The 14,197-nt window shown below is 56.6% G+C and carries 13 protein-coding genes; 8 read left to right on the forward strand and 5 right to left on the reverse strand.

Annotated features, from left to right (window positions below; translation table 11 throughout):
- Positions 1-49: 49 nt before the first annotated feature.
- Positions 50-280 (reverse strand): FmdB family zinc ribbon protein, encoded by a 231-nt coding sequence (locus WFM45_RS09910; RefSeq protein ID WP_320204121.1) that lies wholly within the window; start codon positions 278-280, stop codon positions 50-52.
- A 215-nt stretch (positions 281-495) separates the two neighbouring features.
- On the opposite strand from WFM45_RS09910, the gene WFM45_RS09915 reads away from it, so the two are divergent.
- From WFM45_RS09915 to cmoB, 5 genes are all read left to right on the forward strand, one after another.
- Positions 496-1,074 carry a hydrolase gene (locus WFM45_RS09915; protein ID WP_336955365.1) on the forward strand — a complete coding sequence of 193 codons (579 nt, stop codon included), beginning with the start codon at positions 496-498 and terminating at the stop codon, positions 1,072-1,074.
- A gap of 53 nt (positions 1,075-1,127) precedes the next feature.
- Positions 1,128-1,943, forward strand: coding sequence for a DUF72 domain-containing protein (locus tag WFM45_RS09920; RefSeq protein WP_031299685.1), 816 nt, complete (start codon positions 1,128-1,130; stop codon positions 1,941-1,943).
- Between the two features lie 102 nt (positions 1,944-2,045).
- On the forward strand, positions 2,046-2,441 hold the full coding sequence (locus WFM45_RS09925) for an MAPEG family protein (protein ID WP_004932387.1): 396 nt from the start codon (positions 2,046-2,048) through the stop codon (positions 2,439-2,441).
- Positions 2,442-2,543: 102 nt separating this feature from the next.
- Positions 2,544-3,287 (forward strand): carboxy-S-adenosyl-L-methionine synthase CmoA, encoded by a 744-nt coding sequence (cmoA, locus tag WFM45_RS09930; protein WP_015378133.1) that lies wholly within the window; start codon positions 2,544-2,546, stop codon positions 3,285-3,287.
- Positions 3,284-4,255: a tRNA 5-methoxyuridine(34)/uridine 5-oxyacetic acid(34) synthase CmoB gene (gene cmoB, locus WFM45_RS09935; protein ID WP_015378134.1), complete on the forward strand. Its 972-nt coding sequence runs from the start codon at positions 3,284-3,286 to the stop codon at positions 4,253-4,255. Before cmoA ends, cmoB begins: the two co-directional genes overlap by 4 nt.
- A 36-nt stretch (positions 4,256-4,291) precedes the next feature.
- Here cmoB and WFM45_RS09940 read toward each other — a convergent pair whose 3' ends face one another.
- Together WFM45_RS09940 and WFM45_RS09945 are read right to left on the reverse strand one after the other, a co-directional pair.
- Positions 4,292-6,229, reverse strand: a complete 1,938-nt coding sequence (locus WFM45_RS09940; RefSeq protein ID WP_443005629.1) for an FKBP-type peptidyl-prolyl cis-trans isomerase N-terminal domain-containing protein — start codon at positions 6,227-6,229, stop codon at positions 4,292-4,294.
- Between the two features lie 32 nt (positions 6,230-6,261).
- The gene (locus WFM45_RS09945) at positions 6,262-6,666 is read right to left on the reverse strand and encodes a hypothetical protein (RefSeq protein ID WP_015378136.1); all 405 of its coding nucleotides are present in this window, start codon (positions 6,664-6,666) and stop codon (positions 6,262-6,264) included.
- A 438-nt stretch (positions 6,667-7,104) separates the two neighbouring features.
- Between WFM45_RS09945 and WFM45_RS09950 the strand changes: the two genes are divergently transcribed.
- Positions 7,105-8,925 (forward strand): exopolysaccharide biosynthesis protein, encoded by a 1,821-nt coding sequence (locus WFM45_RS09950; RefSeq protein WP_261125596.1) that lies wholly within the window; start codon positions 7,105-7,107, stop codon positions 8,923-8,925.
- 131 nt (positions 8,926-9,056) lie between these two features.
- Here the strand turns inward: WFM45_RS09950 and cutC are convergent, their stop codons facing one another.
- Complete coding sequence (gene cutC / locus WFM45_RS09955; protein WP_015378138.1) at positions 9,057-9,815, reverse strand: copper homeostasis protein CutC; 759 nt, start codon at positions 9,813-9,815, stop codon at positions 9,057-9,059.
- A 101-nt stretch (positions 9,816-9,916) separates the two neighbouring features.
- Here cutC and WFM45_RS09960 point away from each other — a divergent pair, with 101 nt between their 5' ends.
- Positions 9,917-11,065, forward strand: coding sequence for a MalY/PatB family protein (locus WFM45_RS09960; RefSeq protein ID WP_099982280.1), 1,149 nt, complete (start codon positions 9,917-9,919; stop codon positions 11,063-11,065).
- Here the strand turns inward: WFM45_RS09960 and WFM45_RS09965 are convergent.
- Positions 11,062-11,628: a VOC family protein gene (locus WFM45_RS09965; protein WP_004929646.1), complete on the reverse strand. Its 567-nt coding sequence runs from the start codon at positions 11,626-11,628 to the stop codon at positions 11,062-11,064. The genes WFM45_RS09960 and WFM45_RS09965 overlap by 4 nt on opposite strands.
- Positions 11,629-12,458: 830 nt before the next feature.
- Here WFM45_RS09965 and argS point away from each other — a divergent pair.
- Positions 12,459-14,189 (forward strand): arginine--tRNA ligase, encoded by a 1,731-nt coding sequence (gene argS / locus WFM45_RS09970; protein WP_015378141.1) that lies wholly within the window; start codon positions 12,459-12,461, stop codon positions 14,187-14,189.
- Positions 14,190-14,197 lie beyond the last annotated feature (8 nt).

Consider the following 14,197-nt stretch of genomic DNA (forward strand, 5'->3'; position numbering starts at 1 on the left):
CCGCGCCGGGCTACTGCGCCCCTGTCGCGCGGCTGTTATCTGATAAATTCTACTTGTTGCCCGGTTTAAAATCCGTCGCATACCAGCCGGTGCCCTTAAGCTGGAAACCGGAAGATGAAATCAACTTGGTCAACGCGGGCTGCCCACACGCCGGGCAGTCTGCCAGCGGCGCATCGGAAAATTTTTGCAATTTCTCTAACCGATGGTTGCAAGCACCACATGCATATTCATAAATCGGCATAGGTCGTTGGATTAAAGAGTGTTGAAAAAAGGGAGTCATTATAAAGGAAATTCATCCGCCCGATAAGTGCGAACACAGCATTGTTACTGCACTAAATGGCGCGTTTTTGTTCGAATCAACACATCGGTTAACAAATTTCCCATTAACCTGCGACAGTTTTTTCACGTAGCCTGATTCTCCCCCGGTTTTGCGCCGAACGCAGCTCGCCCGACGCGCCGAACAGTTTTTATCCACTTCGCAACGAGATGAAATCCATGCTGAAACTTGACGCCCAAACCACCGCTCTGGTGCTGATCGATTTGCAAAACGGCATTCTGCCTTACGCCGTCGGCCCGCACGGCGCCGACCAGGTGGTGGCGAACGCCGCCCTGCTGGCCGCGCGTTTTCGCATGCTGGGCGCGCCGGTGCTGTTGGTGCGCGTCGGTTGGTCAGACTCCTTCGCCGAGGCGCTGAAACAACCGGTGGATAAACCGGCTCCCGCGCCCGCCGGCGGTTTGCCGGCCAGCTGGTGGGAATTCCCCGCGCCGCTGGCGGTCTGCGACAACGATATTCTGATCACCAAACGCCAATGGGGCGCCTTCTACGGCACCGATCTGGACTTGCAGCTGCGCCGCCGCGGCATCAAATCCGTAGTCTTGGGCGGCATATCCACCAATATCGGCGTGGAATCCACCGCCCGCGCCGCCTGGGAGCACGGCTATGAGCTGGTGATCGCCGAAGACGTCTGCAGCGCGCAGAACGCGGAAATGCACCGCTTCGCGTTCGAACACATCTTCCCGCGTTTGGCGCGGGTGCGCGACACCGGCGAAATTCTTGCCGCGCTCGAGCGGTAACGTTAAGTTGTAGCCTGATAAACCAAGCACAAGTAAAGGAAGACGACGCCGTGATCTACATCGGACTGCCGCAGTGGCAACATTCAGCCTGGAATCGTATCGGGCTGCGTGATTTGGCGGATTACAGCCGCTACTTCAACTGCGTGGAAGGCAACACCACCTTCTACGCGCTGCCGAAACTGGAAATCGTGCAGCGCTGGCGCGACATGACCGGCGACGATTTTCGCTTCTGCTTCAAATTCCCGTCGGACATCAGCCACAAGGCCGCCCTGCGCAACTGCGCCGCCGAGCTACAGGCGTTTTACCACTGCCTGAGCCCGGTGCATCAGCGCATCGGCCAGTTGTGGCTGCAGCTGCCCGCCGCCTTCGGCCCCGATGAGCTGCCGCGCATGTGGCAGTTCTTCGAAAGCCTGCCGCAGGAGTTCACTTACGGCGTAGAAGTGCGTCATCCGGCGTTTTTCGCCAAGGGTGAGGAAGAGCGCGCGTTGAATCAGGGGTTACACCAGCGCGGCATCAATCGGGTGATCCTCGACAGCCGCCCGGTGCATCACGCCGCCCCCAATACCGCCGCCGTGCGCGATGCCCAGCAGAAAAAACCGAAGCTGCCGGTACACGCTCTGGTCACCGCCGACCAACCGTTGGTGCGCTTTATCGGCGGTGACCAACTGGCCGATAACCTGCGCTGGTTCGAAGCCTGGCAACAAAAACTGCCGCTGTGGCAGCAACAGCATCAGCCCTATCTGTTTATTCATACGCCGGACAACGGCGATTCGCCCCAGCAGGCGCAAAAAATTTGGCAGCAGTTGCGCCTGGCGATCCCTGATTTGCCTGCGCCGCCAGACTGGCCAGAACAAGATGCACTGTTTTGACCTATTAATCTGACCAATAACATCAAATATTTCCCCGCGACAGTGAATACAATGACGGCTATGATGCTGGCTGCCAGTTTTGGTTAGGGAACGGAGTTAAAAATGGTAAGCGCGCTTTATGTGGTGCTCGGCGCATTGTTGTTGATCAAACTCTCTTATGACGTAGTCAGGTTAAGGATGCAGTACCGCGTAGCCTACGGCGACGGCGGTTTCTACGAATTGCAGACCGCCATCCGCGTGCATGGCAACGCCGTTGAATACATTCCTATCGCTGCCGTATTGCTGGTGATCATGGAAATGAACGGCGCAGAAATCTGGATGATTCACCTCTGCGGCCTGATGCTGATGGCCGGGCGGTTGGTGCATTACTACGGTTTACGCAACCGCGAGGTTCGTTGGCGCCGTTCAGGCATGGCCGCGACCTATATCTCTTTGTTGTTGATGGTTCTGGCAAATATCTTCTATCTGCCTTGGGATCTGATTTTCAGCCTGCACTGATCCCGTTTTATCATCAGGCGGCCGCGCCGCCTGCTTCCGCTCCGCTTTTTTGCGCTTTTCTGTTAGACTACGCAGCTTCGAATTCTGAACTGATTTGCCGCTATGCCAAACCGCGATACTCTTTTCTCCGCCCCCATCGCCAAACTGGGCGACTGGACCTTCGACGAACGCGTCGCCGAAGTGTTCCCCGACATGATCCAACGCTCCGTTCCCGGCTATTCCAACATCATCTCGATGATCGGCATGCTGGCCGAACGTTTTGTGCAACCCGACAGCCGGGTGTATGACCTGGGCTGCTCACTGGGCGCGGCGACGCTGTCAATGCGGCGGAATATCAAGGTGCCCGGCTGCCATATCGTCGCCGTCGACAATTCGCCGGCGATGGTGGAACGTTGCCGCCGCCATATTGACGCCTTCCGCGCCGACACGCCGGTTGAGGTTATCGAAGCCGACATTCGCGACATCGACATCGAAGACGCCTCGATGGTGGTACTGAACTTTACGCTGCAGTTCCTCGAGCCGGCCGATCGCCTGCGCCTGCTGGAGAAAATCTATCGTGGCCTGCGCCCAGGCGGCGCGCTGGTGCTGTCGGAGAAGTTCAGCTTTGAAGACGCCGAAGTCGGCGAGCTGCTGTTCAACATGCACCACGATTTCAAACGCGCCAACGGATACAGCGAGCTGGAGATCAGCCAAAAACGCAGCATGCTGGAAAACGTGATGCTGACCGATTCGGTGGAGGCGCACAAGGCGCGTCTGCAACAGGCCGGATTCGAGCATGCTGAAGTGTGGTTCCAGTGCTTCAACTTCGGTTCGCTGATCGCCCTGAAAGCGGGGGATGCGCAATGATCGAATTCGGTGATTTCTATCAGCGCATTGCCAAGAGCCCCCTCAGCCACTGGCTGGATACGCTGCCCGCGCAGCTGAGCGCCTGGCAACGCGAATCGCTGCACGGCAAATTCAAGCAGTGGTTCAACTCGGTGGAGCATTTGCCGACGCTGACCCCCACCCGTCTCGATCTGCTGCACGGCGTGCGCGCTGAGATGGAGCCTGGCCTGTCGCCGGGCCAGCGTGAAGGCGTCGAGAAAATGCTGCGCACCCTGATGCCGTGGCGTAAAGGGCCGTTCTCGCTGTATGGCATCGATATCGATACCGAATGGCATTCCGACTGGAAGTGGGATCGCGTGCTGCCGCACATCTCCCCGTTGGCCGGACGCACCATTCTCGACGTCGGCTGCGGTAGCGGTTATCACCTGTGGCGCATGATCGGCGCCGGCGCACACTTTGCCGTAGGCATCGATCCGATGCAGCTGTTCCTGTGCCAGTTCGAAGCGGTGCGCAAGCTGTTGGGCGGCGATCAGCGCGCCCACCTGCTGCCGCTCGGCATCGAGCAGTTGCCGGAACTGGCGGCATTCGACACCGTGTTCTCGATGGGGGTGCTGTATCACCGCCGCTCGCCGCTCGATCATCTGTATCAGTTGAAAAATCAGCTGGTAGCTGAAGGCGAACTGGTGCTGGAAACGCTGGTGGTGGAAGGCGATCGCCACCAGGTGCTGGTGCCGGGCGACCGTTATGCGCAGATGCGCAACGTGTATTTCATTCCTTCCGCCGAAGCGCTGAAATGCTGGCTGGAGAAATGCGGCTTCGTCGACGTGAAAATCGCCGATATGTGCGTCACCAGCCTCGAAGAACAGCGCCGTACAGACTGGATGACCAGCGAGTCGCTGGCTGAATTCCTCGACCCGAACGACCGCAGCAAAACGGTTGAAGGCTATCCTGCGCCGCTGCGCGCCGTATTGACCGCCAAAAAGCCCTAGCGCTTGCTAATCGGGCCGGCCTGAGCCGGCCTCAACTTACCCGTTGCCGGCATCGACAATCCGCAGCTCATACACCATCGTCGCGTTCGGCGGGATCTGCGGCGCATAGCCCGTTTCACCGTACGCCAACTCCGGCGGCACCACCATCGTCAGCGAACCGTGATTTTTCAGATGGCCGATCGCCTCGCGGAACAACGGCGGATAGGCGGAAAGCGGCTGAGACATCACCTTTCCACTGCGATCCATATCCTGGATCACGCTGCCGTCGGTTAAGCTCTCTTTCACCACGATATCCACCCGCGCGTTTTCCGCAATGGTTTCATCACCCGCATAATCGATGCGATACCAGAAGCCGGCTGGCGACTTCTGCGTGCCCTTCTTCTTTTTGAACTCGGCAACGAACGCTTCGCCTTTGCTGGTTTGCCTCTTCGCCGCCTGACTTCTGGCGTCGTTCACCGCTTTTTCCGACTCCGCCAATGCGCGGGTCAGCTGCGCATCGCTCAACTGGTAATGGCCGTTGAAGGTATCGATCACGCCGGCCAGCAGCACGGTTTTATCGGGTGTGATGCCCCAATTTTTACGCTCCGCCAGCATCGTTTGGATATCGCGCCCCAGGGCGACGCCGGCAGCATAGCTCTGTTGTTCCGGCTTTTTCTTCAGCGTTTTCACCTCCGGCAACCATTTGGCCCGCGATCTCAGCCCGCTCAGTTCGTCTTGCAAAGCTTGCTGAGCCTGATGGGCGGCAGCCAGCTCCGCCGCCGTTTTATCCGCCCGTTGCGTCGCTTCATCCCTCTTCTGCGCTGCCTGCGCGCTTTCCGCCGTCACCGCCGCCAGACGTTGTTCCAGCGTTTTGGCCTGCTCGGTTTGCGTTTTGTTTTTTTCCTGCAGTTGCGCCAACTGCCGCTGCAGTTCCTCCGTCGCTTTGGCGGCTTCTATCGCCTGCTTTGCCAGCGCCGCCTTCAGGCTGTTCTCTTGCTGCTCGGCCTGCTGGCGTTGGTCATCACGCTCTTTTTGCAGCGCTGCCAGCTGCCGCTGCAGTTCCCCCGTCGCTTTGGCGGTCTCGGTCTTTTGCTGCTCCAGCGCCATCTTCAGGTTTTTCTCCTGTTTTTCGGCCTGTTGGCGTTGGAGATCCTGTTCTTTCTGCAGTTGTGCCAGCTGCCGCTGCAGTTCCCCCGTCAACTTGGCGGCTTCGGCCTGTTGCTGCGCCAGCGCTGTCTTCAGGCTTTTCTCTTGTTGCCCCTCCTGTTGTCGTTGGACACCCTGTTCTTTCTGCAGTTGTGCCAGCTGCCGCTGCAGTTCCCCCGTCAACTTGGCGGCTTCGGCCTTCTGTCGTTCCAGCTCAGCAGCGGCCGCTTTTTTGTCCTGTTCATAACGCTGACGCGCTTTATCGTTGGCGGTTTGCGCCGCCGCCAGCTTCTCCTCCCAAACCTGCTGCCGAACGTTTTCCGCTGGTTTAGGCAAGGCCGCCAGCCGTTGTTCCAGCAAGGCAATGCGCCGATCTCGCTCCGCGGTTTGTTGCTTTTGCCGCGCTAACGCGGCTTGCGCTTCGGCGATCTGCGCCTGAGCCTTGCGTTCCTGCGGCGTCAGATTCAGCGCCTGTCGCACGCCGCTGGCGAAGTCGCTCAACGCGCTCAGATCGGGAGCAGGTGCCGGTTTATCGGCAGCCGTCAGGGATGACGCAACGCGCAGCGCGGTCAGCTCCTGCTGCAGTGATTGAATAGCGGCTTGCTGTTGTTCCAATCGAGTCTCTTTCTCACGCAGCGCCTTTTGCAGCTGCGTCAGTTGCTTTCTCTGCGCAGCCGTTTCACGAATCTGAATCGGCCGGGACGCCGGCTTTTGGGTTTCCCGAGATGGGGTAACCACGGTATCAGCCGCCGGTGCATCCTGCCGCTGATAACGCTCGGCAAACTGCAATAACGCCGGCACATCGTCATCCGCCGCGGCCACCGCTGGCGCAAACGCCAGCGGTATCATCAGGCTCAGTAATGCCTTTCTTGCACGAGGGGTCATTGGGCGCGTTCTCCGCGCTCAGCCAGGCCGGTCATCATGGCAGAACTGATGTCTGCGCAGAGACGGCTGGTGCGATAACGATACAGCGCGTCGACGGTTTCCTGCGTGCCCGTATTGACCCGCTGACGTACCCCGGCATACTGCGCGGCGCCGCTCATCAAGGTATCGAACTCGCGTTTGAATTTCTGATATTTCTCGTTATCCATGCCGCGCATGGCATCCAGTTCGCGCTGGCACTGTTGCATGCGCTCGGCCTCACGCTGCCGCTTATCTTGCTCCGCAACTTCTTCTGCACTGGGCGGCTTACTCAATGTAGAAACGGGCCGCTTGGCGGTCTGGCAGCCGGTCAGGGCCAACGTCAGTAAAAGCGCCGCGGTCCAACAGTGTGCCGTTCGGGTCATTATCATTATCTCCTTGTTAAATCCGCCGCCAACGCGCTCTGCAGTCGAGCTGACGGCTCTCCTCATTGATGCTGTGATGTTCCGGCCATCAGCCAAGCTGTGTTCGGACATGAAAATGCAGACGCAGCATTGAGAGGCATGGCGCCAATCATTTACTGCATCAATACATATCAAAAAATCATTTAATATTATGATATTTAAAGGATTTTAACTCACAAACTTATCAGCAGGACATGACGATCGCAAGAAGAGATGGGGGGTTGGTCGACCGAGATACCACGTTGAAACGGGCGAATGGTCTTTACAAAACATAAAAAAAGCCCCGGCAAAACGCCGGGGCCTGACTTTACGCTGTATCAGCGTCCTACAAACCTTATCGACTGTTTCAATCGTCCCATCTGATTGACAATCATGTTGCCAACCAACAGGAGAAATTCCATGAGCAATATGATTAGTGTAAATAATATCAGTGAATTGCGTAATCTGACGCCAGTTACAGATGACCAGATTGTCTTTTTAGTTTCTCACGCCGCCGGACGTTTCGCCGGCGGCGGAGAATTCTATTATGCGAAAACGGATACAACCAGTGCGGATAATAACGGCACCGTGGTGGTTACATCGGGAGGAGCCCGCTGGAAACGACTGGAGCAGAAACTTAGTTTCGATCACTTCGGCGCCGATCCCAGTGGTGCCTCCGCCTCGGATGCAGCAATCAGCGCGACATTAAACTATGCCGCGAGTTTAAAAAACAAAGTGGTCTATGCTTCGGAAAATGCTCAATATCTGCTGACCAGTGCTCAACCTATCAACGTCGCTAGCGGCGTCACTGTGAGAGGCTCCCGTCGCGGTATTGCTCAAGGCCCTGCAAGCCTCACAAGCAATGGCCCTAATCGGGCAGGCCTTGCGGACGACAGTGCTTTCATTATCAAAAAACCCGCGGGTACGGTTTGTTTCGCCTGCGATAAGAATGTTGTCTTTGATGGTTGGTCGTTCCTCTACCCGGATCAAAAATATACTGCCACCCAGCCGGAGACATTCGTTCAATACGGTGCCACCATTACCGCAGGTGGCGCTCTGTCAGTCGCCAACTGCCGTTATGTAGGCGCCTATGACTTTGTTGAAGCTCGAGGAGAAGCCAACAACTTTGAGAATATCTACGGTTGGGCAGTCCGCTGCGACTACAGGGTTTATGAAAGCAGGGACATCAACAGATTTACCAATGTTCACGTCAATGCCAATGTCGTGCGTCCGACAGAAAACGCGGTTACTGCCTCTATCGCCGTAGCCGGTTCTTGTGCTTTCAATTTCGATCGCCACGACAATACGTTTATGGTGAATGTATTCTCTTATGGCAAAAAGATCTTTATCAAAACCACAACACAAGGAACTTCCTATTTAGGCGGTCTCAGCCTAAGCAATTTCATGGCAGACAGAAATGGTACCGGCATCGATATCGACTCAGATTCCTCCGCCAATATTCAAATCGCCAACGGTTCCTACATCAATGATTATGGTGATGCCGTTGGGGGATTCCTGGTATTAAGAAAATCCACCAGCCAATCTAATATCACCCCAGTTCAAATCAGTAATGTTAACTTCGCTACCGCCAATGGGCCCAAGGGCACACTGTCGCCCCAGGCTATTCGCTTCGAAGCTAACGCTGGGTATCAACTCTCATTCAGCAACACCGTTATGCCAATGTGGACAAACGGCAGTCTGAACAATGAAGCGGGTTACAACATTCTCAGAGGCACACTGAGCATTGCACAGCGCAGTTATCAGCTGCATGAGGCCCCGCTAAATTATTTGACGAACAGCAATCTGATCGCCATCGGTGCTGATAATCAGCCTACAGGCTGGTTTATCGACGGGAAACTGACGGTAGACAGCAATCTTCTGACAGCCACTGGCGACAACCCGGCCTACAAAGGTTTGGGTCAACGTATTCATCGGAGCATGGGACCGAGGACATTCTGGGCCATCGCATCCTCTATCGGCGATCAATCTACCGCGCAAGCTTCGACTGGCATTTGGGCCCGCTCGTTCAACGATAACTATACCGACACTGTCGAGAGCAATCAGGCTATTCCCTGGATACGCATCGGCAACCTTTACTACGCGCGTTTTGTCATGAACAACAATCGCACTATCCACGATATCTTGGTCAATCCCGGCAGTGGCAATAATACGGTGCGCATTTTAGCCTGCGGCATTAGCCCGGGTGAAATCTTCGACTTCTCGCCTGACACGTTGCAATAGTCTCTCGCGGCATAAAAAAAGCCCCGGCAAAACGCCGGGGCCTGGTACTTGCGTGATCGCCGAGGGCTCAGTGACACGCAAAGGGGTCTTACGGCCCGGAAACCGGTTGTCAAACGCGGCTAACTGCGTGTTTATGCGCTTTGCGCCAGAGGATCAACCAAGGCCAGCGCGTTTTTCATCGCCTCCACCATTTCGCCATCCACGCAATAATGGCTAAATTCGTCAAATTCGTTATCGGAACACATGGTGACGCCCGCCTTGCGATAACGCATGGTCGACGGCACCAGATGGCCGGAAGAGCTGTGCAGTTCATGCAGGCCGATATCGACAAACTTATGCAGATTGCTGAGGCGCACGCCGGCACCCGCCATGATCACCGGGCCTTGGCTGGCCTGGCGCAAATCGCGTAGCAACGGCAGGCCAAGTTCGGCGCTCTGCTGCTGGCCGGAGGTCAGAATGCGCGCCACACCCAGCTCGGTCAGTTGCTCCAGCGCCACCATCGGATTCTGGCACATATCGAACGCGCGATGGAACGTCACCGCCATGCCTTCGCACAGCCTCATCACTTCGCGCATGCGCGGCAGATCGATGTGCCCTTCGTCGTCCAGCATGCCAACCACCACGCCGGGGAACCCCATCTCGCGAATTTGGCGGATATCTTGTTTGATCACTTCGAAATCCACCGCGCCGTAGCAGAAATCGCCACCGCGCGGGCGAACGATCGGATGCACCGGGATCGCAACCCGCTCACGCGCCAGACGCAGCGTGCCATAGCTCGGCGTCAATCCCCCTTCGCTCTGGCTGGCGCACAACTCGATGCGATCGGCGCCCGCCCGTTCGGCCGTCAGCGCACAGTCGACGCTAAAGCAACAAACTTCCAGTTTTATCATTGTCACCCCCAGATAACGGCCAACATACGGCGGCAATTGTTCATTTCTTCATTTCTCACGTAGGCTCATGCATAGGCATAAACCGGCTCAGGGTTATCACTATGGCATTCAATTTTGATCAATGGGTAGACCGCAGTCACAGTGACAGCGTTAAGTGGGATAAATATCGCGGCAGCGACATCATCCCGCTGTGGGTCGCCGACAGCGATTTCACCTCACCGCCGGCGGTGATCGAAGCCTTGCAGCGCCGCGTAGCACACGGCGTATTCGGCTACACCCACCCATCCCCTGATCTTATTGAGGTTTTTATCCGCCGCATGGTAGAGCGCTACGATTGGCACATCAAGCCTGAATGGATCATTTTCCTGCCTGGACTGGTGTGTGGCCTGAACCTGTGCGTGCGGGCCTGCACCGAAGAACATCAGAGCACGCTGGCCCCCTCGCTCATTTATCCGCCGTTTCGCAAAGCGGCCAAATTCGCCGGGCGTAAACACCTTCCGGTATCGCTAACAGCGGTCAACCAGCGTTGGGGACTGGATTTTTCCTCGACGCATGATCAGCTCAACGGCAACGAAAAACTCCTGTTGCTGTGCAACCCGCAGAACCCCGGTGGCACCGTGTATCGCCGAGAGGAGTTGTTGCAGCACCATCAGTTCGCTCGCGAACACGATTTAATCGTCTGTTCGGATGAAATCCACTGCGAACTGCTGCTTGAGCCCGGCGCGCGGCATATCCCCTTCGCCACCCTGAATGAAGACGCGGCCCAACGCAGCGTGACGCTGATGTCACCGTCAAAGACGTATAATCTCGCCGGGCTCGGCGCCTCACTGGCGATCGTTCCCAACGAAGCATTGCGACAAAAGCTGAAACGCGCGCGCAGCGGCATCGTGCCGGAGGTCAATCTGTTGGCGCTGGTGGCGGCGCAGGCGGCTTATCAATACGGACAACCCTGGCTGGATGAGCAGTTGATTTATCTGCGCGCCAATCGCGATCGGCTGACAAAACGTATCAACGCCATGCCGGGATTGACGTTGCTGCCCGTCGAGGCCACCTACCTGGCCTGGATAGACTGCAGCGCACTGCCGGTAGATAACCCGCATCAGTTCTTCGAACGTGCGGGCGTTGGGTTAAGCGCCGGCCTGGACTTCGGCGATCGGCGCTTTGTACGGCTTAACTTTGGTTGCCGATGGGCTCTGCTCGATGAAGCGCTCGATCGCATGGCGCGCGCCTGTGCGGCGCTGCCTGGCTAACCTTGTTCGCTGGCGACGATGTCTCGAATGGAATACGGATGAAACTTGATCGTAACCGTTCCGTCGGTGATGGCCAGCGTCGGGTTCGGTAGCCGCTCGCCCTCGCCTTTTGGCGAGCTTTGCTTCAGCTTGATCCCCGGCGCCAACAATGCCTCATCGGCAAGGTGGCTCAACGCCCGAGCGTACAGCGTCTGAGGATCGCCACTGAGCACTAATTCGACGTGTTCCCAGCCTTCGTGCGGATAGCGTTTCTCCCCAGGATACGGCAGCTCGATGCAGTCTATCCGCCACGGCCCTACGGCCAGCGGCTGAGACAAATCGAACAGACAGATAGGCCGCCCGTTGATCATCGATTCGGATAGCAGTGTCCCGCACTGCATCAGCCCCTGACGCCAACGTTCGGCGGTGGCATTCTGGTGACAGCGCAAAGAGATGTGATCGGCGGTGAACGCGGCCAGATCAAGCCGCAATTTGGCGGCAAATTGATGCAGCGCCTGCTCGAAACGCGGCAAATCGAGCTTCAGATCGTCAAGCTCGGCAATGGCCTGCAAGGGAGTGGTCATAGAAACCTCAAAACAACGGAGCGCAAAGTTAAACGCGGTAATTTACACGGTGGCGGCAGCGCTCGCCACCGTTACGACGTTTTTCGGCGGCAGTTCAGAATGATTTTTGGTTGCGGACGGGGAGAATAAAAAAACCAGTCCCTTATTAAGATGACAGCTTATTAAAGCAACAGAAAAATAAAAAATAAGATTTTTCGCAAGCCATTATACCTTTTCTTCATGACGCTATGATTTAAGTTATTTTGCACAAAACTCTCTGCAGTCCATTGGGCAACTCGATTGAATAGTCTGGTTTAATCAAACCTGATCCACTTATCGAAACCACATAAAACCATAAGCACAACCTATTGTAAAAGAAGACAATAAACCCCACTAATTGATGTGAAACTAAGGATTATCTTAATTTACCCCCGGGCAATTGATTCACCAAGACAACTCAGCTACTTTGGAGGAAATTTAAATTCGAGATGATCATTATGTTATTGCTGACGATATCCTTGGTGTTGATAATTATCGCCGTATACGCCATCTACCGTCATTTCAAATCACGCAGCGCCAACACGCTGGATGCCGGTCGCCGCAATAAAAAGCGCTAGCTTCGCAACTCTCCCCTTCGTACATTCTGTTCAGATCATTCTGCTTTCACCTTCCGGCAATCAACGCGCCGCCCTCGACAACTGTTTCATCGCAGCGGCCGCGCCAACTGCTGACGGGCTCCGTCAGATCGGTTACAATTACAGGCTGTTTTGTGGCGGTCGCCCATCGCGCCCGCCACCGTTGAATCCCGCAGGGGCTGGCTTCAGCCCCTCGTTCGTCATTAAGGTAACCCGGTGAATATTCAGGTTCTTCTTTCAGATAAAGTCAGTCAGGCGCTGATCGCCGCTGGCGCGCCAGCCGATTGCGAAGCGCAGGTCCGCCCTTCCGCCAAGGCGCAGTTTGGTGATTACCAGGCCAACGGCGTGATGTCAGTCGCCAAAAAGCTGGGCATGCCGCCCCGTCAGCTGGCGGAAAAAGTGGTGCAACTGCTGGATCTCGGCGACGTCGCCGGTAAAGTGGAAATCGCCGGTCCCGGCTTTATCAACATTTTCCTGAACAGCGATTGGGTCGCCCGCCAGGCCGATCAGGTGCTGAACGCACCGAAGCTGGGCATTGCGCCGGTTGAGCCCCAAACCATCGTTATCGACTACTCCGCACCGAACGTGGCGAAAGAGATGCACGTCGGCCACCTGCGCTCCACCATCATCGGCGACGCCGCGGCGCGTACCCAGGAGTTTTTGGGCCATAAAGTGATTCGCGCCAACCATGTCGGTGACTGGGGCACTCAGTTCGGCATGTTGATTGCCTACCTGGAAAAAATGCAGAACGAAAACGCCAGCGATATGGGCCTGTCCGATTTGGAACAGTTCTATCGCGAAGCCAAAAAACACTACGACGAAGACGCCGAGTTCGCCGAGCGTGCGCGCGCTTACGTCGTGAAGCTGCAGGGCGGCGATCAGTACTGCCTGAAAATGTGGCGCAAGCTGGTCGACATCACCATGGCGCAAAACCAGCTGACCTATAACCGCCTGAACGTCACGCTGACCGAAGACGACGTGATGGGCGAAAGCCTGTATAACGCGATGCTGCCGGGCATCGTCGCCGATCTGAAAGCCAAAGGGCTGGCGGTGGAAAGCGAAGGCGCCACCGTGGTGTTCCTCGACGAATACCAGAACAAGGACGGCGACCCGATGGGCGTCATCATCCAGAAAAAGGATGGCGGCTACCTCTACACCACCACCGATATCGCCTGCGCCAAGTATCGCTACGAAACTCTGGGCGCCAACCGCGTTCTGTATTACATCGACTCCCGCCAGCATCAGCACCTGATGCAGGCCTGGACCATCGTGCGCAAAGCCGGTTACGTGCCGGAGTCCGTCTCGCTGGAACACCACATGTTCGGCATGATGCTGGGCAAAGACGGCAAGCCGTTCAAAACCCGCTCGGGCGGCACGGTGAAGCTCTCCGATCTGCTGGATGAAGCCATCGAACGCGCCGAACAGCTGATCGCCGGCAAAAACCCGGATATGCCGCAAGACGAAATGAAGACCGTGGCCCGCGTGGTCGGCATCGGCGCGGTGAAATACGCCGATCTGTCGAAAAGCCGCACCACCGACTATGTCTTCGACTGGGACAACATGCTGGCCTTCGAGGGCAATACCGCGCCTTATATGCAATACGCCTATACCCGTGTGGCATCGGTATTCAAGCGCGCCGGGATCGACGAAAGCAGCCTGACACTGCCGCTGACGCTGACCGAAGAGCGTGAGATTGCGCTGGCTACCCGCCTGCTGCAGTTCGAAGAGGTGCTCACCACCGTCGCACGTGAAGGCACGCCTCACGTCATGTGCAGCTACCTGTATGATCTGGCCGGCTTGTTCTCCGGCTTCTACGAGCACTGCCAGATCCTGAACGCCGACAGCGAAGAAACCCGTCAGAGCCGCCTGAAGCTGGCGCTGCTGACCGCTAAAACGCTGAAAACCGGCCTGGATACGCTGGGCATCGAAACCGTCGAACGTATGTAAACCGCACC

Source organism: Serratia sp. KG1D, assembly GCF_037150675.1.
Lineage (GTDB): Bacteria > Pseudomonadota > Gammaproteobacteria > Enterobacterales > Enterobacteriaceae > Serratia > Serratia nematodiphila.